We start from the raw sequence: 19,605 nt of genomic DNA, 5'->3' as shown, positions 1-19,605 counted from the left end.
AACATGACCCATTTCCCCAAAGGCCTGATGATCTCCGCGCCCTCCTCCGGCACCGGCAAGACCACCGTCATGCTGGGCCTGCTGCGCGCGCTCAAGGACGATGGGCTGACCGTGCAGCCCTTCAAGAGCGGGCCAGATTATATCGACCCGGCGTTTCACTTTGCGGCCGCCGGGCGGGCGTCCTTCAACCTTGATACATGGGCGATGGACAGCGCGCTGCTCGATGCCGTAACAACCCAGGCCCAAGGCGCTGATATCTGCGTCGGTGAAGGGTCGATGGGCCTCTTTGACGGGGTCGCCACGCGCGGCCAGTCGGGATTTGGCTCCTCGGCAGAGACCGCGCTCAGGATGGGCTGGCCGGTGGTGCTGGTGATCGACGTGGGCGGACAGGCGCAATCCGCCGCCGCCACCGCGCTGGGGTTCAAGATGTACAACCCCGACCTGCCCTTTGCGGGCGTGATCCTGAACCGGGTGGCCAGCCCCCGCCACGAGCGGCTCACCCGGCTCGGGATGGAGCGCGCGGGCGTCAAGGTGCTTGGCTCCCTGCCTCGGCGCGGTGATCTGACCCTGCCCGAACGCCACCTTGGCCTCATTCAGGCGGTGGAGCACCCGGACCTTGAAGCCGCGATTGCGGGCTATGCCGCCTTTTTGCGCGAAAACGTCGACCTCGACGCGATCCGAGCGGCGGCCAGCACCGCTGCTGCACCCGCGCCGCGCGCTCTGCCTCACCCGCCTGCGCAGCGCATCGCATTGGCGCGCGATGCGGCGTTTTCCTTTACCTACCCGCATCTCCTGGAAGGCTGGCGTGCCGCCGGGGCCGAGATCCTGCCGTTCTCGCCCTTGAAGGATGAGGCCCCCGCCACCGATGCCGATCTGGTCTGGCTGCCCGGCGGCTACCCAGAACTGCATGGTTCCGCGCTTGCCGCTGCCGAAAACTGGCGCAAAGGCATGGCAAAACATGCTGAGACCAAACCCGTGCATGGCGAGTGCGGCGGCTATATGGCGTTGGGCGAGGCCCTGATCGACAAAGACGGCACCCGGCACCAGATGGCGGGGCTCCTCGGGCTTGTCACATCATACGAGAAGCGCAAATTCCACCTCGGCTATCGCCGTGCGGAGTTGCAAGCGCCGATGCCGGGCTTTGACAGCGGCGCCTATTTGCGCGGGCATGAGTTCCATTACTCGACCATTCTGGATGAGCCCGACGCGCCGCTGGCGCGCGTCATGGACGCTGACGGCAATCCGGTCCCCGAAACCGGATCGATCAAGGGTCATGTCACCGGCACCTTTTTCCACCTGATCACCGGAGAGCACGCATGAGCGGATTTGTCAGCTTTGTCTCCTCCGGGCCGGGGGATCCGGACCTGCTGACGGTCAAGGCCGTCAAACGTCTTGAGGCGGCGGATGCGGTGTTGTTTGACGACCTGTCCTCGGGCCCGATCCTGTCGCACGCGCGCGAGGATGCGGATCTGGTGGGCGTGGGCAAACGCGCAGGCCGCCCCTCGCCCAAGCAGGACCACGTGAGCCAGCTTCTGGTGGATTATGCCCAATCCGGGGCCCATGTGGTGCGGCTGAAATCCGGGGATTCCGGCGTCTTTGGCCGCCTTGAGGAAGAGATCATTGCGCTGCGCGCCGCTGGCATCAAATACGAGATCATCCCCGGCGTCACCGCAGCTTCTGCCGCCGCCGCTGCGGCGGGAATTCCGCTGACCCGGCGGCTGACCGCGCGCCGGTTGCAGTTCATCACCGGCCATGACGTGACCGGCGGCCTGCCCGATCACATGAACCTTGCAGCCCTTGCCGACCCCGAGGCAACCACCGTGGTCTATATGGGCAAGCGCACCTTTGCGGCGCTGCTGTCCCTGCTGCTAGAGGCCGGCCTGCCGCAGGACACGCCTGCGCTGGTGGCGCTTGGGGTCTCGACGCCCGCGCAAGAGCTGCACCGGGTCACCGTTGACGGTCTGCCCGATCTGCTGGAGGCGATCACCTCACCGGCGCCGGTGCTGATCCTCTATGGACCGCTGGCGCAGTTGGAACCGGAAAGCGGCACGCCATGATCCATCTGAACCTGATCGGTATCGGCACCGGCAATCCCAAGCACCTGACGCGGGAGGCCATCGAGGCCATTCAATCCCAGGATCTCATCCTGATCCCGAACAAGGGGGCGGGCAAGGATGATCTTGCCGGGCTGCGGCAGGCCATCTGCGCTGACGTGCTGGCAGACTGCGCAGATCCCCCGCGGATCGCCGAATTCGCCCTGCCCACGCGAGACCCGAACACCGCGGAGTACCGCCAGCGGGTCGACGACTGGCATGATGCGATTGCCGCGGTCTGGCAGTCGGCCCTGTCAGATCACCTGCCCGATGGCGGGCAGGTGGGGTTTCTTGTCTGGGGTGATCCGTCACTCTACGACAGCACCATGCGGATCGCCGAGCGGCTGCGCGCGCGCCTGGACCTTCAGATGCGCGTGATCCCCGGCATCACCTCGATCCAGGCCCTGACCGCCGCCCATGGCGTGCCGTTGAACACCATCGGTGGCCCGGTGCAGATCACCACCGGACGACGGCTGCGCGCGGCGGGCTGGCCGGAGGGCTGCGACACGCTGGTGGTGATGCTGGATGGCGAATGCTCTTTCCAAAGCCTGGCCGAACAGGCGCAGATCACGATCCATTGGTCCGCCTATGCGGGCATGGACAACGAGATCAACATCGCCGGGCGCCTCTCCGAGGTGCAGGACCGGATCATCGCCACACGCGCAGAAGCACGCGCGGATCATGGCTGGATCATGGATATCTACCTGCTGCAACGCGCCCCCTGAGCACGCAACCTCTGGTTTTCGGGATGCAACAGAAAGGGCGAGGCTCCCGCCCGTCGCGGCCCCATTAATAAATGCGACCGCTCCCGTTGGGCATGGCGCCGGACCTTCAGGTCCGGCGCCGCAGCCTGTCCGCAGGACAGGCTGCCCGGCCCAACGCCAAGCGGGGTCTTGCGTCAGCAAGGGTCTGCGCGGGGGCGGGAGCGCCCCCCTCTTTTACGCCCCCCCCTGCGCGGATCACTCCGGGTCTGACGGCATTCCGTGCACCGCGAGGGATTTATTGCCGAACCGCTTGTCCTCGGTCACCTCGCGCCCGAACCAGGACGGCGGCACAAAGGCCTCTGCCGCCGCCTCGTCCGGAAACTCCACCTCGACCATCTGCAAGGGGGCCAGCGCCCCTTCGAAGATGTCGAGTTCATAACCCGGGCCATCGGGCAACGCCCCGGTCCAACGGGTCTTCTCCACCCGCCGCCCCATTGTGCCCGGCCAGAAGGTCTCGAACACTGCCGGGCTGATTTCCGCCTCCCGTTCTTCGCGGACCCGCCCGGACCCGCCTTTCTGGGTCAGATAGAAACGCTCTCCCTTCTGGCGCAGGCGCAGCTCGGTGCTGTCCTCCAACGCGGTCAGATACCCCTGCCGCACGGGCGTGGCCTGCGCCGCAGTCAGGTCCGGCTGATCCGCCACCAGGAATTTCCGCTCGATCTCTTTCATGCCAATGTCCTTGCTTGCATCACCCCTGTGCCCCCTGCGTTCCGCCTCAGAGACGGGCTTTGACCTCATCAAACAGCGCCCAGTAGGCCTTGCCCGCCGGGCGGGTGGCCGCAAAGCACAAGGCCGGTTTGCGGTGCAGGCCCATTTTCTCCACATCGGTAGAAAACGGCAGCTCCGTCGACAGGAACCGCTTGCCATGACGGGCGCGCAGGCGGGTGATCGTCTCGCCATGCATAGCCTTGCGTCCCTGCACCATGGAAAAGAAGGGCAGCAGCTTTGTCATCTTCACCCCGTCCGCCCGGAACACATCCAGAAGCTGCACAAAGCTGCGTTCCGACAGCGTGGTCGGGATCACCGGCACGACCACCTTGTCCGCCGCCTTGAACACCGCCTCCGACAGCATGGAGATATTGGGCGGGCAATCGAGAATGATGACATCATAATCGCTGTGCACGCCCTTCAGCGCCTTTTTCAGGCGCGACCGGCTGTTCTTCATGCGCGCCAGAAACAGGTCGAAATCGCGAAAGGTCAGATTGGCCGGCAGAATGTCGAGGTTCTCATAATCGCTGCCGCGGATGGCGCGGGTAAAGCGCTCCACATCCTGAAAGAACTGCGCGCCCTTCAGCTTTTTCGACGGTTTGACCCGGAAATAGAAGCTCGACGCCCCCTGCGGGTCGAGATCGCACAACAAGGTGCGCGCGCCGGATTGCGCAAAGGCGTAGGCCAGGTTCACCGCGGTCGCGGTCTTGCCGACGCCGCCCTTGTTGCTGTAGCAGGCAAGAACCTTCATGCGGCGGCCTCCTCGGGATGACACAGCGCCTTGATCTCGGCGCGGGCCTCAGGGCTGTTGAACCGGTCGAAACTCTCCATCACCCGTGCCCGTTCCGCCCGTTGGCCTTGATCCAGCAGGGCGATCAGCGCGCCGATGCTCAGCGCCGCTTCGACACCCCGACGCCCGGTCATCGCCGGGTGGGTCTCGACAAAGCGCAGCAGCGCCTGCTGCTGAACGGCATAATCGTTGAACGCGCCGAGATTGTCCTGCAACAGCTTCATCCGCTTGATGATGCGCTTGGCGCTCTTGCCGGCAAACAGCGGGGCAAAGAACTCCACCAGATAGCGGAATTTCTTGCAGGCGATGCGCAGTTCATGGACCTCCTCGTCGGGCGTGTCGTCATGGATACGCGCGGCGATCTTGCAGATCTTGCGGTAGCGTTTCCAGATCAGCTTGCGGGCATATCGATCTGCGCTAACCCCGCTTGCGGCGCCGCGGATGAAGCCCTCGGGATGGGCAAACTGCGCCTCCAGCTCCGAAATCACCGTGTGATAGGCCTTGCTGTTCAGATGGTTTGCCAGTGCCGCCTGCGCATCGGCGCGCTCTGCGGCAAAGGCATCGAACATCACCGACAGGCCGGGACGCAGATGTTCGGGCACCCGGGCGTCGTAGTCCGCCCGCTCCATCAGGTAGACGTCGAGATCGCGCACCCGCCCGGTGGGCTGCATCAGGTCGGACAAGGCGGCTTTCAACTCTGCCGTCTGCACCGCACCAAACACGCCCTTGAACAGGCTCAGCACCGAGCGGAGTTTGCGCAGCGCCACGCGATAGTCATGCAGGAATTCGGTGTCGAGATCGGCGATCACACCGGCCTCGTTCGCGCGGGCGACCGCGATGTAGTTGGACATCGTTTCCACCGCCACGTCAAAGGCGGTTTCCTGCCCGGTAAAGGTGGTTTTGGGCTTGGCCACATAGGGCTGCACCTCCGGCGCCAGCGCCGCAAAGACCCGTTCCGCATCCACCGGCCCGGCGCCCTGCTCCCGCAGGCCGGCCGCCATCGCCGCCGGGGCGCGGTCGTAACCGCGCAGCGGTTTCAGCAGGACAAGGGTGACGGCACCGCCGGCCTCGCCCTCGACCTGCAGAACCTCGCCGCGCAACTGGGTCTTGGTTTCCTCATCCACCACTCGCAGGGTGGTGGACCGCAGCACACCACGGGCCAGGGTCAGAAAGCAGCGCAGCGGGAACAGGTCTTGCGTCAGGCTGCGGATTGGCCCGTCTGGCAGATCCGCCGGGAAATCACCGTCCGAGGCCGCCGCCTGGCGCAACGGTGCCTCCTTCCCGGCAAACAGCGCAAGCGCAGCGTCAAACTCCAGCAACACTCGCCCGGATCCGCGCAAAAGCTGGTCGTGGCAATCCAGCAGGCGAAAGGGCACGGTCCCGTCGTCAGGCTCCGTCACCAGGCGCAGGGGGGCCAGGGCAGCTTCGATCTGCGACCAGTCAATCTGGCCGTCCAGTAGAAACCCGATTGGTTCAGATGATGTCATGCGCCTTATCTCTTTGTCGGTCTCAGGTAGTCCTCGATAAGCCGCTCTATAAGGCGCTGAATGCTGGTATCCTCTTCAATGGCCCGGATTTTCAGCGCTTTCAGTGTCTTGCTGTCCAAACGCAACGAGGTGTTCTTGCGCGCGGATTTGTAGGGCTTGCTGCTGCTTGTCTTGTCTTTGGACATCTGGGGCGGCCTCACTACATGACGTCATGATGTCAATCAATGCGCGTCGCTGTCAAGAAGCTGTTACAAACCCGGCGCAACAGATCGATGCGACACGCGCGACAGCCGTGCAAAACTGTGATGATTTACCGAATTCGCTGATGAGTATCGCGACGCCCTGCCCCTGCGCGCGCAGGGGCAGGGGCAGGGCGTTGGGACAGCGTGCCTCGCGCCATGGGGCGCAAGGCACAGGGGGGAGCGAAAGGCACTGGGGGCGCGATGGCCCGGTCAGGTCACCCGCGAACGGACCTGAAACCGCGGCTCCTTCCAGGCGCCGCTGTCCATGACCTCGCCAAGGATTTCGGCAGCCCGCCGCACGTCCGCCTCGTCGATATAGAGCGGTGTGAACCCGAACCGCAGGATATTCGGCGCACGGAAATCGCCGATCACCCCCCGCTCGATCAGCGCCTGCATCACCGCATACCCCTCGTCAAAGGCAAAGGACACCTGCGATCCGCGCTGCGCGGCGTCGCGCGGGGAGGCAAGGGTCAGCATCGGGCAGCGGGCCTCGACCTCGGCGATGAAAGTCTCGCAGAGCGCAATCGACGCCGCCCGGATCTCGGCCATGGACACGCCGTCCCAGACATCCAGCGCCGTGTCGAGGATCGACAGTTGCACGATGGGGGGCGTGCCGACGCGCAGGCGTTCAGTGGTCATGGCGGGACGATAGCCGGGTTCCATCGCAAAAGGCGCGTCATGGCCAAGCCAGCCCGACAGCGCGGGCTCCACCTCCAGCACGATGTCGGGGCGGGCATAGATGAAGGCCGGCGCGCCGGGACCGCCGTTGAAGTACTTGTAGGTACAGCCCACCGCAAATTCCGCGTTGCAGGCGGTCAGATCCACCGGCAAAGCGCCCGCACTATGGGCCAGATCCCAGATCATCACGGCGCCGTTCTGCTGCGCCCGTGCGGTGATCTCCATCATGTCGTGCCGCCGGCCCGAGCGGTAATCGACTTCGGTCAGCATCACCACGGCGACGTCCTCGGTGATCGCTTCGGCGACCTCTTCAGGGGCGACGGTGCGCAGTTCATAATCCTTGCCGATGGTCGAGATCAGCCCCTGCGCCATATAGAGATCGGTGGGGAAATTGCCGGTGTCCGACAGGATCACCCGACGGTCCGGGCGCATTTTCAGCGCCGCCGCCAGCGCCTGATAGACCTTGATCGAGAGCGTATCGCCGGTGGCCACGCTGCCTGGCGCGGCGCCAATAAAGCCCGCGATCCGGTCCCCGACCTTTTGCGGCAGGGCCATCCAGTCGGCGGTGTTCCAGGCCTTGATCAGCTGGGTGCCCCACTCCTGCGTGAGGGTCTTGGTCGCCCGCTCCGCCGCGCCTTTTGGCAGCGGACCGAGCGAGTTGCCGTCGAGGTAGATCATGCCCTCCGGGATGTCGAAGAGGTGTTTCTTGGGCAGGTTGGTCATGTCAGAGGTCGCCTCTCAGGGTCCAGAGTTCGGGGAACAGCTCCACGCTCAGCATGCGGCGCAGGTATTGTACACCGGAGGTGCCGCCGGTGCCGCGTTTGAAGCCGATGACGCGCTCCACCGTGGTCACATGGTTGAAGCGCCAGCGGCGGAAATAGTCTTCGAGATCGACCAGTTTCTCGGCCAGTTCGTAGAGGGTCCAGTGGCTTTCAATGTCCTGGTAGACCTGCAACCAGCGGGCCTGAATATCCGCGTTGAGCGCATGCGGGGCATCCAGTTGTGGCACCGGCATGTTTTCCGTATGCCCATCAAGGGTTTGATACAGGAACCGGTTCACCTCGTCATAGAAACTGGGGCGCGCCAGTTCGGCGCTCAGTATCGCGTGGACCTCCGGCACATGTTCATGCGGGCGCAGCATGTTGGGGTTGCGGTTGCCCAGCACATATTCGATCAGCCGGTACTGATAGGACTGAAACCCCGAGGACGGCCCCAAAGCCTCGCGAAAGCGGGTGTAATCGGCGGGCGTCATGGTGCGCAGCACGTCCCAGGCGCTGTTGAGCTGCTCAAAGATGCGGCTGAGCCGGGCGAGCATCTTGAACATCTCGGCAGTCTGGCCCTGCTGCAAGGCATTGCGCGCCGCCTGCAATTCATGCAGCGCCAGCTTCATCCACAATTCGCTGGTCTGGTGCTGGATGATGAACAGCATTTCGTCATGGGCGTCGCTCTTGCAGTGCTGCTGATCCAGGAGCGCATCAAGGTGCAGGTAGTCGCCATAGGACATGGCGTCGGCAAAGCCCATCTTGGCCCCCTCCTGCCCGGGATTATAGGGTGTGTTGCTCATCTTGGTGCTCCCTTCCTGCGGCCTGCGATCCCGCGCCGCCAGATCTCCGGGCAACGGTATTGCGCGGCGGGTCCCGGTGCAAGAAAAACCTTCAAGCTTAAAATATACAGACGCAAAGCACCCTCCCGCGGCAAAGGTATCCTGCCGCAGCGCGCCGCCGCAGCCGTGTTTTGTGACGCCGCGTGACTGGAACGCCGGCGGGTTTTCTGAAACAACCCGAGAAGACGCGCAGGCGCGCGGACGGATCCGGCCTTTTTGACGGTCGCCACGAGACCGCGCCGGAGCATGGCCGGTCCGACAGGGCCTTGCGGGACAGGAGTTTGGGTGAATGGCACAGGCAACGCTACCGGTCATGATCGGTATTGCCGCATCGGCCGGTGGTCTGGAGGCGATCACGCAACTGGTCAAGAACCTGCCGGCGCAGACCAAGGCCAGCTACGTGATTGCGCAGCACATGTCACCGACCCACAAGAGCCTGCTGTGCGCGCTGATCGGGCGCGAAACCGAATTGCCGGTCATCGAGTTGACGCAGGAGGATCGCGTCCCGCTCCCGGACACCATCTATATCACGCCGCCGAACTGCGACGTCATACTGGACGGGGGCAAACTGGGGCTGCGGGACTCTGGCGGCCCTCCCGGCGCGCCCCAACCCGTGGCCGATCGCCTGTTCAAAAGCCTGGCCGATGAATGCGGTGACCGCTGTGTCGGCGTGGTGCTGTCGGGGACGGGCAGCGACGGCAGCGACGGCATTCGCGCCATGCGTGACTGCGGCGGCGTGACCATTGCCCAGGAGGTCGGCACCGCGAAATACGAGGGCATGCCTGCCTCCGCCATCCACACCGGCTGCATCGACCTGACCTTGCCGCCGGACATGATCGGCCAGCAACTGACCCGGATCCTGTCCAACCCGCGGGACCTTGCCGATCTGCAGTCCCTCGCCAGCGCCTCGAGCAAGCTTCAGGATCTCTACCACATCCTGCTGTCGCGCACCGGAGTCGACTTTCGCGACTACAAGGAGACCACCATAAACCGGCGCATTGCGCGACGCATGGTGGCGCTCGGCATCGACAGCTATGAGGCCTATGTCGCGCACTGCCGCGACAACGACAGCGAGGTGGATGCGCTCTACAAGGATATGATGATCTCGGTCACGCGGTTCTTTCGCGACCAGACCCAGTTCAATCGCCTCGCCCAGGTCATCGCCGCCATGGTCAAGGACGGGGCCAGTCGCCCTCTGCGGGTCTGGGTTGCCGGCTGCGCCACCGGAGAAGAAGCCTATTCGATCGCCATCCTGTTTGCCGAGGCGCTGGGTGGGATTGAGTGGCTCACCAAGGATCGGGTTCAGATCTTTGCCACCGACATCGACACCAAGGCGTTGGAAGTGGCCCGGCGCGGTCTCTATCCGCTGTCGGCCGCCAATGATGTGCCCCGCGCCTATGTCGAGACCTATCTGCATGTCGGTGGCGACACCGTCGAGGTCCACAAGCAGCTGCGATCCGTGGTGCTGTTTTCCCGCCACAACATCATCCAGGACCCGCCCTTCATCAACATCGACCTGATCAGCCTGCGCAACCTGCTGATCTACTTCGGCGCATCGCTGCAGGAGAAGGTGCTCTCGCGGATGGCCTATGCGCTGGTGCCCGACGGCAAGATCTTTCTCGGCACCTCGGAAACCGTCGGCGCCATGCACGGCCATTTCGAAACCCTGTCCCTGCCCGACCGGCTGTATTCCAAACGTGGCCTGCGCCAGAGCAGCGCCCGGTTGCCCTCCAGTTTCCTGCCCCTGCCGATCGCCAGCCGCGACATGCCGCAACCGGCGCGCAAGCAGGTGAAACCCCGGGGTTCGGAAATGTTCGACGCGCTCAGCCGGGTACTGGCGCCAAACGGCTTTATCGCCACCCGCGACAGCGAGATCATCCGCATCATCGGCGACATTTCCCACGTGACGGAGCTGAACGAGAGCAGCGCCCTGCTGCGCCTGAGCACGAAGATTTTGAAATCGAACCTGCGCGCCGAAGCTGCCAGCCTGATCACCCTGTGCCTGCGCAGCCGCTCCATGCGCTCCGGGCTCTGGCACAGCATCGCCGGCCCCGGCTTCGACCAGACGCGGCTGACATGCTACCCGCTGCTGGCCGAGAACGAGGGCGAAGATCATGTCCTGTTTGCGGTGGAGACCCGCGCGGCACATACCCGGACACCCGCTACGCCGGACATCCGCGATCAGGACCGGATGCAATATGTCCGGCAGATCGAGGACGAGATCGCCAGCACCCGCGAGGCGTTGCAACAAACGATCGAGGAGCTGCAGACCTCGAACGAGGAGCTGCAATCCGTGAACGAGGAAATGCAGGCCACAAATGAGGAGCTACAGGCGACAAACGAGGAGTTGGAAACCTCCAACGAGGAGCTGCAGGCCACCAATGAGGAGCTGATTACCGTCAATGAGGAGATGCAGATCAACGCGACGGAATTGCAGCAACTGATGATCGAGCTGGACGCCATCCTGCGGGCCACGCCTTATCCCACGCTTGTGGTCGACCCGGCGCTGCAAATTCGCCATGCCTCGGCGGTTGCGCTGTCCTATTTCGGGATTTCGCAGCTGCCCCAAAGCGGCATCCCCCTCAGCGCGTGCCGCTCCGTAGAGGGGCTACCGCATCTGGTGCCACAGGTCTCAGAGTGTTTTCGTCATCAGGAGAACCGGAGCGTCCCGTTCAGCGAGGGGGATGTTGAAAAAACACTCAGGTTCACGCCGATTTTCAAGGGTCTGCCCCCGGAGAACATCGGCGTCATCGTCAGTGTGATCTGATCCGCGCCCCCGCGCACTGCAACCACAGGCCGATCCAGATTGCCGACAAGGGCGTCACCACCGATAATTCGGGCGCCAACACCTGCCCTGCCACCCCCGCCATTTTCGGCGAGGCGGATTGGAAATTTCGATGTTCCTTCGGGAGACAAGCATCAATAAATCAACAGAAAACCCGCTTTTACTCCGCAGTCAGCCCCCTGGGATTGCCGGTGTTTCCCCTCCAGACGCCTTGCCTTGTCGCCCGCAACCTATAGAATAATCATAGTTTGGGTTTGGTCTTGAACGGTGATGTCTCATGTTTGAGGTAAGTGCGTATGCAGGCAACATGCTGACCGTAGAAATACGCGATGCTGCCGGAGGCCGCGACCAAACCGTGGCCTCCGTTGCACTCCGCTCTGCGGCGTTGAAGAACACGCTTCACTTCACCGGGAAACGGTCCATCACCGATGTGTTCCACCCGGATTTCGCCAACTGTCTGCTCCGTCTGGTGCAACGCGCCAAAGACGCGCCGATGGTCCTGACAACCCCCGATGTCATCAAATCCCGAAAGGCCGCCGTGGTCGCGCGGATGCGCATGCTGGTCAACACGGCGATGAATGGCGGGCGGCACATCATCATCGGTTTTGCCTTTCTCATCGGCTCTGTGGCCTGCGTGTTCCGGCGACATGAAGGGGCACTGCATGAGTCCCTGCCGCACCGGGAACGTCTGGCGGTGCAGGCGCGGGACAGCACCTGCTCTCCGCTCCGTAATATCGCCCTGCACCTGGACCGCATCCTTGAGGACCGGAACGCGACCGAAGCCATGCGGTCAGGGCTGCGCCAAATCGAGGATGAGACGGTCGAGCTCAAATTCTACACGGAGTTGCTGCGCCGCTATGTGGACGATTGCACCCGTGATCACATCCGCAATGATCAGGACCAGCAGGAGCCTGTGCCAAGGCAGAGCGCCCCGGAAATAAGCTAGGACAACTGGCCTTGAGGCGTGGCGGGCATGACCCCGATCTTGCCCCATATCCGGCAGGGGTCCCGGCGCTGATGCGGCGGCGCAGAATCGGCGCAGGCTGCCCGATGCCCGCCACCGCCACCTAAAATTGCGCCACCACAGGCCAGGCGCCCGCAACGGCCAGCGGGCAACGCCATCAGTGTTAATTTGAACTAATAGCGCGTTAAGCAATGCGGCGCATTTCCCGCCTTCTTTTCAAGGAAGTGCCCGGAACTATGGCAAAAGAAGGGCGATCCTGCCCGATTTGCCCCAAAGAGGACACGCTTCTTCCCTGATTGCCTCGCAGCCTTGAAAGCCGCGCCCCACTCTGCCGGGGGTCTGTCTCACTGCCGGGTTTCCCAGGAGGTTTGTTCATGCAGCTGCACCCCGCGACCGCTCAGCCGACTTCGGATGCGGAACTTGCGAATGGTGCGCGGCTGCTGCACGGGCAATATCAAATCGAGGCGCCGCTGATCGCGGGCGGGTTCGGGATCACCTATCTGGCGCGGGACAGTCTCGACCGACAGGTCGTAATCAAGGAATGCTTCCCGGCTGAGCTGTGCCAGCGCGACACCACCGGACAGGTGCGTCCGCGCAGCCCCGCCCAGTTGCGGAGCTACAAGGCCGTGTTGCGCAGCTTCCTGAGAGAGGCGCATCTGCTGGCGCGTGCGGAACATCCCAATATCGTGCCCGTGCATCAGGTGTTTCGCGAAAACGGCACGGCCTATATTGCAATGGACCACCTGCTGGGAGAGGATCTTCTGTCGCTGCGCGAGACCGCTCCTCAGCGGTTGACCGCGCCGATGTTGCACGCCTGTCTGCTCCAGGCCCTGGGCGCGCTCGATGCGCTGCATGGGCAGGGCATCCTGCATCGCGACATCTCCCCGGACAACCTGATCTGGACCGTCGACAATCGGCTGATGCTGATCGACTTTGGCGCGGCCTGCCATACCCCCGCCGAAGATCTGACCATCAGCGAGGACACGGTTGCCGTCAAAGATGGCTACTCGCCGCATGAGCTTTATGCCGCCGGGGCCATCGCCCGCGCCTGCTCCGACCTCTATGCGCTTGGTGCAACGATGCATTACCTGCTGACCGGCGACCCGCCCCCGTCGGGGCCGGAGCGTCTGGCGGCTGTGACCCGAGGTGAGGCCGATCCGCTCCGCCCGCCTGCAGAGACCCCGGCGTTCTGGTCCACCATCGCCAAGGCCCTGTCGATTCTGCCGGCAGAGCGCTACCAGACGGCGGCGGACTGGCTGGCCGACCTGCGGTGCAGCCCCCCGGGCGCATCAACCGCGGCGCCCCTTCCGGCCTCGCAAGAGTTGCCGGAGCCGACACCGACCGCCCCCGCCCTGCCAGAGGCGGCCGACGTGCTTGCGGAAGACGTTCCGACGGCCTCCGCCTCCGGGGCGCAGCTGAGCACACGGATCGCCGATCTTGTCGCCCAGACCAACGACGGGCTGACCGCGGGGCTGCCGCGAGTCCTGCGCCCTGCACCGCCGCCCGAACCGAAGGCGCACAAGCTGAAACGTCAATTTGTCGACCTGTTCGGCCAGCCGGTCGGGGATCTGCACGCCTGGATGGCGGATCAGGACTGCGCTGAGCCGTCTGCTCCGCTGGCAGCGGGGTCCGCGGGTGATGCAACCGATGATGCCCCGCCCGAGGCCGACCGAATGCAGGCAAAGGGCGGGCTCGGCCGGTTCTTTGGCAAACGCACACGGCCCAGGGACAGCGCCACGGCCTCCTGACCCTTCCGACATGACCCAGCCTCCCCGCTACCGCGTTTCCGACAACGCCCCGTTTCCCAAGAGGATCACCCATGAAGTTCATCAAGGATATCATCGGAGAGCAACGCACCCGCGTCCGCCCGACCGCAGCCTCTGACGACCTGCCACTGCGTCTCGAGACCCAGGACCGGGTGGATGACGCTGATCCGGAGGCGCCGATCCCGCCCGGCACCGCCGCGGCGCACCAGCTGGAGGCTGTGACCGACCTCCTGAACAGCGAGAGGACGCAGCAGCAGGCCGGGAACGCCGCACCGCCCCCGCCTCCTTCCGAGGAGCGGCTGGCAGATGACAGCGAATTTGATCGCATCCTCACACGCACCCGTCAGGAAGAGGCCGCGCTGCGGGCGGCGACGGCAGCGGGCGTGGAGGCCGCAGAGGACACCGACCACCCCAAGCCGCCCGCGCCCGACAATACCGCGCCCACCCCGGGACCCGAGCGGGACACCCCGGCACCGCCTCCCCCGGCGCGCGCGCCGTCGCCCACACCTGAACCGGCAGATGAGGACCCCAGGGATTATCGCCTGTTCACCCGCCGCCGCCCTGCGCAGATGTCAGAGCGTCCGCCCGAACCGGAGGCTGCCCCCACGCCAACAGCCCGCAGCGCAGAAGCGACCGAGACGCAGACGCCAGAGCCGGAGCAATCACCAGAGCCTGAGCAAACGCCGGGCATGGGTGCGCCGGCACAGGCTCCGCAGGCACGGACGCTGCATGCAAGCGATCCAGACGGTGACCTGACCGCGCCCGACATGGCCCCCGACGCCCTCGACGCGTTTCGCAGTGATCGTGCGCGCTCGGCAGCCCCCCGACAGCCGGACACAACCGATCTCTGCCCACCACCGCAGAACGCCAGCGATGAGGAGTGGGACGCCCTGCCGCCTCCGCTGGGTGACAGCGAAGCCGTGCAATCGCCTGTGGATGTGCCGGCCCCGGCCATGGGGCGCGGCGCGCGGCGCGCCGGTGGACGGGTCAAGACGCGGTTGCTGGGCTTCAACCCCGCCGCAGCGCCGGATCCTTTTGCCAGCGAAGTGGGCGGCCAGCCCCCGGGCTATAGCGAATATCCTGTCGGCTGGCTCGCGGTGGTCCGCGGTCCCGGCAGGGGCGCGACCTTCACGCTCTATGCCGGCGTCTCCACCATCGGGCGCGGTTCTGACCAGAGCGTGCAGCTGGACTTTGGCGACACCAGTATCTCGCGCGCGCAGCACGCCGCGCTGGCCTATGATCCGGAACAGCGAAGTTTCTATGTCGGCCATGGCGGCAAAGCCAATCTGGTCCGGCTGAACAATCGGCCGGTGCTGTCGACAGAACCCTTGAACGCGGGCGACACCCTGCGGATCGGGGAGACCGAACTGCGGTTCATCCCGCTGTGCGATCAGGGCTTCAGCTGGGATGATGACACCTCGGAGGGCGACCACCGCCATGCCGCCGCGCGCTAGTTTCAGCTATGACGCGGCCACCGCGATCAGCCAGGGCCGTCGCGACCGGCAGGAGGATTCCGTGGCCTCGGATTTCCTTGCCGGATCCGGGATCGGATTTGCCGTGCTGGCCGATGGCATGGGCGGACACGCAGCCGGTGACATGGCGTCGAAACTGGCGGTCACCGAGGTCTTTGCCGGGCTAAAGCTGTGGTCGGATGCACCGCAGCGGTTGGAACCGCAGATCGCCCAGGTGCTGACCGACGCCGCCGATGACGCCAATGCCTCGATCCGCGCCTATGCGAGCCAGCGGCCGGACGCGCTGGGGATGGGCGCAACCTTGCTGGCGCCGGTGATCGTGGACAATCGCCTGTATTGGCTGTCGATCGGGGATTCGCCGCTATTGCTGTTTCGCGACGGGCGGCTTTATCGGTTGAACGCCGATCATTCGCTGGCCGCCCAGCTGGACCGGATGGTCGCGGCGGGGGAATTGTCGGCGCAGGAGGCCCATGCGCACCCGGATCGCGCCTGCGTGACGTCGGTCCTGACCGGGCATGACATTCCGCAGGTGGATTGCCGCCACGCGCCGCTCTCGCTCAAAGCCGACGATCTCGTGATCGCCACCAGCGATGGCCTGCTGGCGCTGCACACCGCGGAGATCGAAGAGACCCTCGGCCAGGGGGCGGACCTGTCGAGCGCGGAGCTGAGCCAGCGGCTCCTGGCCCGCATTGAAGCCGCCAATGCGCCCGAGCAGGACAACGTCGCCTTCTGTCTGATCCGTGTGCGCCAGACACAGGCCCCGCAGCGCGCCCGCCCCGCACGCAAGCGTCGACGGCTGACGGTTCTGGCCAGGGGCAATCACCGCGCAGGGCTGCATCTGCACCACAGCATCAGGGATGGATCCGCATGAGCATAGCCGAGGCCGCACTGACGCCGCTTGCCGGGCAACTGAGCGAGAGCCTGCAATCCGGGGTGATCCCGCGCCAATACGCGGATTGGGGACAGCGCCTGCTGCACCGATTGCAAAAGCCGGTGCAGGTGGTGGTGATCGGACTGCCGGGCAGTGGAAAATCCGCCCTGATCGACATGCTGCTGGGCCAACCCGTGCTGGGACAATGCCCCTCGGCGGGCATGACGGAGGTCGTATTCGGCCAGAGCCCCCGGGCCGAGATCGAGACCGCCGACGGCGCGATCCTGCAGCACGAGGGCCACCTGGCCGATCAAAGTGCTGTCACCGATCCCGGGCTGGCCACGCTGCGGCTGCGCCAGGAACTGCACGATCCGCGTTTGCGCGGCATGAGCCTGACGGAAATCACGGTGTTCGGCGCCCCCGCGCGCCAGTCCGCGATCATGAAACAGGCGGTGGCCTACGCGGATATTCTGCTGTTTTGCAGCACCGAGTTCAGCGCACCGGAACAGGCGCTCTGGTCCGAAGTGCCGGACGAACGCAAGGATCACAGCTTTCTGGTGCTGACCATGGCCGACCGCCGCATCATGCGTGGCACGCTTGACCGGGCGATCAATGCGCTCGATCCCGTGGCCGCGCAGGAATTCCTTGGCCTGTATCCATTGGCCGCAATCCAGGGTTTGACGGCGCAGGTGGGCGGTGATGCCGGCATCGACCGCCAGCTGTGGCATTCGAGCGGTGGCAAGCGGCTCTATGATGACATCATGAATCAGATCGATCAGGGCCGGACTGCCGACCTCGATCAGGCGGAGATGCTGCTGCAACAATTCGCCCCGCCGGACCGGCGTCGCCCGTCGGCGACCGATCACCGGACCCTCCGACCGGCGCCAACCGCCACAGCACGCAGCGACGCCGCAGCCACGCCCGCCCCCGAACAGGCGCCCGCCCCCGCGCATGCGCGCCTCGACGAGCAAGATCTTCTGGCCGAGGCCTCGGCAATGATCCGCGCCCGCGCCGCGGACCTCCTGCAGGCGCAGGACGCCGAGCCCCCCGACCTCAACTGTATCTTTGACGGCACGCTGGCGACGCTGCGGCAGGTCATGCGCTCCGTCGAACCTCATGCGGCGCGCTCCGACCGGCTGCGCAAGATCCACGACACAGCGCAGGAAGGCGAAGAGGTGCTGATGCTCTGCCAACTGGAACAGGACGAGGACGCCGCCGTCGATGCGGTCACCGTACTGCTGCAACTGCGGCGCGAAATGTCACCCCCAGCCTGATCTGCCGCTCTCTCTCGCCCCGATCCAAAGGACGCCCCCGCCAAATGTACATCGATACCGAAATCGACAGCGCCACGGACCTGCGCGCGGCCACCCAGCCCGGCAATCTCGCCGCCGGGCTGGCGCCGTTGCACGAGGTCGCGCAGGACCTCGCGGACTTGCGGGCTGCATTGGATCAGTTGGCGCAAGGCCCCGGCGAGAAGACTGCGCGCAATCTGGCCCGGCTGGATCAGGACCTGGCGCAGTTCGAGCCGGCGGTGACCTTTCTGGGACAAGTGAAATCCGGCAAGACCACGCTGGTGAATGCGCTGGCCGGCTGGTCGGATCTGCTGCCTTCGGATGTGAACCCCTGGACCTCGGTGGTGACCTCGCTGCACCTGAGCCCGGGCCAGGGTCGGGCGGAAACCAGCGCCCGCTTTCGCTTCATGACCGAGGCGGAGTGGGATCACCTGCTGACCCGGGGCGGACGGATGGGAGAGATGGCCGGGCGCGCCGGTGCTGCGGGCGAGATGGACAAGATCCGCAGCCAGGTGGAAACCATGCGCGACCGTGCCAAGGCGCGACTGGGACGCAAGTTCGAGCTGTTGATGGGGCAGAGCCATGACTACGGCTATTTCGACAAGAACCTGATCGAACGCTATATCTGCCTCGGCGATGATCCCGGCCTTGGCGACGACGCGGACGCCCATCAGGGCCGGTTTGCCGATGTGACGCGCTCTGCCGATCTCTATCTCGGCAGTCCGGTGCTGCCCTGCAAGCTGTGCCTGCGGGATACGCCCGGGGTCAACGACACCTTTCTGATGCGCGAACAGATCACCCTGCAGGCGCTGCGCGACAGCCGCGTCTGCGTGGTGGTGCTGACCGCCAGCCAGGCGCTGTCGACGGTGGATCTCGGGTTGATCCGCATGTTGAGCAACCTGCAGGCCGAACAGGTGGTGCTCTTCGTCAACCGCATCGACGAACTGTCGGAGCCGGCAGTGCAGGTGCCCGAAATCGAAACCGCGCTGCGCGCAACATTAAAGGCCCATCACGTGCCCGGCGGGGCTGAGATCATCTTTGGCAGTGCGCTTTGGGCCAATGCGGTGCTGGCCGGCGATCTGGATGCGATGCCACGGGCCTCCGCGCAGGCGCTGTTCAACTGGGTTGAAGCCAACCCGCTGTCCGAGGGCGACGCGGTCGAACCGCCGGACCTGGTCTGGGCGCTCTCCGGATTGCCGGCGCTGAACCGTGCCATTGCCACCCGCGTGGCCGAAACCGACGCACGCCCCCTCATTCGCCGCATCGCGCAGGAGGCGCTGACGCTGGCCACCGCCCGGGATGCAGCCGAGGGCATTCGGGTCAGCGGCGTCAGTGGCGACCGCGGCGCGGTGTTTGCCACGCCGGAGGAGAGCCTGCACGCGTTTGACACCCTGACTCAGGCGCATCTGGAGGCGTGTGGCGAAGAAATCGACGCTGTGCTGCAGGCCTTTGCGGAACGGGCGGATCGCGCCCATGACACGTTTCTGGATCGCGCCACCCACGCCCTGATCGCGCATTTGCAGGAGTGGGGCGAAGGCAGCCCCTGGCAGTACGATCCCACCGGACTGCGGCTGTTGTTGCGCAGCGCCTATTCGGTCATGGGCAAGCAGCTCAAGGAAGGGCTGGAGGACCGCTATTCCGCCGCCTTGAGCGATGTGGCGCGCCATCTCTACGACGCCTGCGGCGACGCCGTGGCCGGAATACAGATCGCGGTTCCGGATGCGCCTGCGCTGCCCGCTCCGGTGGCGCTCGCCCAGACCATTGCCCTCGATGTCCGCGACAGCTGGTGGGGCAGCTGGTGGCGCCGGGCCCGCGGATATGCCGCCTTTGCCGAGACGTTTCGCACCCAGATCGCGGTGGAAACCCATCCCTTCATGACCGCGCTCAAGGTGGATCAGGCCGAACGCATCCGAACCGAGGCGCTGGGACGGTTGCAGGATACCCTGCGCCAGCACCGCGATATCCTTGTTGAAATTACAGATGCCATGGCCCGGGGACACCCACCGCAGAGTGCCCCTCTTGCCGCTGGCCACCGTGAAACCAGCCTCTGCCCCGCCACCCTGCGCACCCTGCGCAGGCTCACCGACTGA

At 65.1% G+C, this 19,605-nt stretch carries 16 protein-coding genes; 10 read left to right on the top strand and 6 right to left on the bottom strand.

Annotated features, from left to right (window positions below):
* Window positions 1-3 precede the first annotated feature (3 nt).
* The 3 genes from MHM97_RS13860 to cobF are packed head-to-tail and all read left to right on the top strand — an operon-like array spanning window position 4 to window position 2,818.
* Window positions 4-1,320, top strand: coding sequence for a cobyrinate a,c-diamide synthase (locus tag MHM97_RS13860; RefSeq protein WP_239322966.1), 1,317 nt, complete (start codon window positions 4-6; stop codon window positions 1,318-1,320).
* Complete coding sequence (gene cobA / locus MHM97_RS13855) at window positions 1,317-2,057, top strand: uroporphyrinogen-III C-methyltransferase (RefSeq protein WP_239322965.1); 741 nt, start codon at window positions 1,317-1,319, stop codon at window positions 2,055-2,057. Before MHM97_RS13860 ends, cobA begins: the two co-directional genes overlap by 4 nt.
* On the top strand, window positions 2,054-2,818 hold the full coding sequence (gene cobF, locus MHM97_RS13850) for a precorrin-6A synthase (deacetylating) (protein ID WP_239322964.1): 765 nt from the start codon (window positions 2,054-2,056) through the stop codon (window positions 2,816-2,818). Before cobA ends, cobF begins: the two co-directional genes overlap by 4 nt.
* Window positions 2,819-3,052: 234 nt before the next feature.
* On the opposite strand, the gene MHM97_RS13845 is transcribed toward cobF, so the two are convergent.
* The 6 genes from MHM97_RS13845 to MHM97_RS13820 all read right to left on the bottom strand — a co-directional run bounded on the left by MHM97_RS13845 (window position 3,053) and on the right by MHM97_RS13820 (window position 8,326).
* Window positions 3,053-3,526, bottom strand: a complete 474-nt coding sequence (locus MHM97_RS13845; RefSeq protein ID WP_239322963.1) for a CYTH domain-containing protein — start codon at window positions 3,524-3,526, stop codon at window positions 3,053-3,055.
* Window positions 3,527-3,572: 46 nt separating this feature from the next.
* On the bottom strand, window positions 3,573-4,316 hold the full coding sequence (locus MHM97_RS13840) for a ParA family protein (RefSeq protein WP_239322962.1): 744 nt from the start codon (window positions 4,314-4,316) through the stop codon (window positions 3,573-3,575).
* Window positions 4,313-5,842 (bottom strand): CHAD domain-containing protein, encoded by a 1,530-nt coding sequence (locus MHM97_RS13835; protein ID WP_239322961.1) that lies wholly within the window; start codon window positions 5,840-5,842, stop codon window positions 4,313-4,315. The genes MHM97_RS13840 and MHM97_RS13835 overlap by 4 nt, the downstream gene beginning before the upstream one ends.
* A gap of 5 nt (window positions 5,843-5,847) precedes the next feature.
* Window positions 5,848-6,027 (bottom strand): hypothetical protein, encoded by a 180-nt coding sequence (locus MHM97_RS13830; RefSeq protein ID WP_239322960.1) that lies wholly within the window; start codon window positions 6,025-6,027, stop codon window positions 5,848-5,850.
* A gap of 267 nt (window positions 6,028-6,294) precedes the next feature.
* Complete coding sequence (kynU, locus tag MHM97_RS13825) at window positions 6,295-7,485, bottom strand: kynureninase (RefSeq protein ID WP_239322959.1); 1,191 nt, start codon at window positions 7,483-7,485, stop codon at window positions 6,295-6,297.
* A 1-nt stretch (window position 7,486) separates the two neighbouring features.
* Complete coding sequence (locus MHM97_RS13820) at window positions 7,487-8,326, bottom strand: tryptophan 2,3-dioxygenase (protein WP_239322958.1); 840 nt, start codon at window positions 8,324-8,326, stop codon at window positions 7,487-7,489.
* Window positions 8,327-8,654: 328 nt separating this feature from the next.
* On the opposite strand from MHM97_RS13820, the gene MHM97_RS13815 reads away from it, so the two are divergent.
* The 7 genes from MHM97_RS13815 (at window position 8,655) to MHM97_RS13785 (ending at window position 19,605) form a co-directional block, all read left to right on the top strand.
* On the top strand, window positions 8,655-11,132 hold the full coding sequence (locus tag MHM97_RS13815; protein ID WP_239322957.1) for a chemotaxis protein CheB: 2,478 nt from the start codon (window positions 8,655-8,657) through the stop codon (window positions 11,130-11,132).
* Window positions 11,133-11,457: 325 nt separating this feature from the next.
* A complete protein-coding gene (locus MHM97_RS13810; RefSeq protein WP_239322956.1) occupies window positions 11,458-12,096 on the top strand; it encodes a hypothetical protein in 639 nt (212 codons plus the stop codon).
* Window positions 12,097-12,488: 392 nt separating this feature from the next.
* Window positions 12,489-13,862, top strand: a complete 1,374-nt coding sequence (locus tag MHM97_RS13805; protein ID WP_239322955.1) for a serine/threonine protein kinase — start codon at window positions 12,489-12,491, stop codon at window positions 13,860-13,862.
* A gap of 71 nt (window positions 13,863-13,933) precedes the next feature.
* Window positions 13,934-15,334, top strand: a complete 1,401-nt coding sequence (locus MHM97_RS13800) for an FHA domain-containing protein (RefSeq protein WP_239322954.1) — start codon at window positions 13,934-13,936, stop codon at window positions 15,332-15,334.
* Window positions 15,318-16,223 carry a PP2C family protein-serine/threonine phosphatase gene (locus tag MHM97_RS13795; protein ID WP_239322953.1) on the top strand — a complete coding sequence of 302 codons (906 nt, stop codon included), beginning with the start codon at window positions 15,318-15,320 and terminating at the stop codon, window positions 16,221-16,223. The genes MHM97_RS13800 and MHM97_RS13795 overlap by 17 nt, the downstream gene beginning before the upstream one ends.
* Window positions 16,220-17,497 carry a dynamin family protein gene (locus MHM97_RS13790; RefSeq protein ID WP_239322952.1) on the top strand — a complete coding sequence of 426 codons (1,278 nt, stop codon included), beginning with the start codon at window positions 16,220-16,222 and terminating at the stop codon, window positions 17,495-17,497. The genes MHM97_RS13795 and MHM97_RS13790 overlap by 4 nt, the downstream gene beginning before the upstream one ends.
* Window positions 17,498-17,541: 44 nt before the next feature.
* Entirely contained in the window at window positions 17,542-19,605 is a 2,064-nt protein-coding gene (locus tag MHM97_RS13785) for a dynamin family protein (RefSeq protein ID WP_239322951.1), read from the top strand.

The sequence above is a fragment of the Epibacterium sp. Ofav1-8 genome (assembly GCF_022348185.1).
GTDB lineage: Bacteria > Pseudomonadota > Alphaproteobacteria > Rhodobacterales > Rhodobacteraceae > Epibacterium.
This window is presented reverse-complemented; position numbering and strand designations above follow the sequence as displayed.

Excerpts from the sequence above, each read along its gene's own strand:
- MHM97_RS13800 (WP_239322954.1), top strand. The coding sequence starts at position 13,934 with ATGAAGTTCATCAAGGATATCATCGGAGAGCAACGCACCCGCGTCCGC.
- MHM97_RS13790 (WP_239322952.1), top strand. The coding sequence starts at position 16,220 with ATGAGCATAGCCGAGGCCGCACTGACGCCGCTTGCCGGGCAACTGAGC.
- MHM97_RS13810 (WP_239322956.1), top strand. The coding sequence starts at position 11,458 with ATGCTGACCGTAGAAATACGCGATGCTGCCGGAGGCCGCGACCAAACC.
- MHM97_RS13845 (WP_239322963.1), bottom strand. The coding sequence starts at position 3,526 with ATGAAAGAGATCGAGCGGAAATTCCTGGTGGCGGATCAGCCGGACCTG.
- MHM97_RS13805 (WP_239322955.1), top strand. The coding sequence starts at position 12,489 with ATGCAGCTGCACCCCGCGACCGCTCAGCCGACTTCGGATGCGGAACTT.
- MHM97_RS13860 (WP_239322966.1), top strand. The coding sequence starts at position 4 with ATGACCCATTTCCCCAAAGGCCTGATGATCTCCGCGCCCTCCTCCGGC.
- MHM97_RS13820 (WP_239322958.1), bottom strand. The coding sequence starts at position 8,326 with ATGAGCAACACACCCTATAATCCCGGGCAGGAGGGGGCCAAGATGGGC.
- MHM97_RS13835 (WP_239322961.1), bottom strand. The coding sequence starts at position 5,842 with ATGACATCATCTGAACCAATCGGGTTTCTACTGGACGGCCAGATTGAC.
- MHM97_RS13785 (WP_239322951.1), top strand. The coding sequence starts at position 17,542 with ATGTACATCGATACCGAAATCGACAGCGCCACGGACCTGCGCGCGGCC.
- MHM97_RS13815 (WP_239322957.1), top strand. The coding sequence starts at position 8,655 with ATGGCACAGGCAACGCTACCGGTCATGATCGGTATTGCCGCATCGGCC.
- MHM97_RS13830 (WP_239322960.1), bottom strand. The coding sequence starts at position 6,027 with ATGTCCAAAGACAAGACAAGCAGCAGCAAGCCCTACAAATCCGCGCGC.
- cobF (WP_239322964.1), top strand. The coding sequence starts at position 2,054 with ATGATCCATCTGAACCTGATCGGTATCGGCACCGGCAATCCCAAGCAC.
- cobA (WP_239322965.1), top strand. The coding sequence starts at position 1,317 with ATGAGCGGATTTGTCAGCTTTGTCTCCTCCGGGCCGGGGGATCCGGAC.
- MHM97_RS13840 (WP_239322962.1), bottom strand. The coding sequence starts at position 4,316 with ATGAAGGTTCTTGCCTGCTACAGCAACAAGGGCGGCGTCGGCAAGACC.
- kynU (WP_239322959.1), bottom strand. The coding sequence starts at position 7,485 with ATGACCAACCTGCCCAAGAAACACCTCTTCGACATCCCGGAGGGCATG.
- MHM97_RS13795 (WP_239322953.1), top strand. The coding sequence starts at position 15,318 with ATGCCGCCGCGCGCTAGTTTCAGCTATGACGCGGCCACCGCGATCAGC.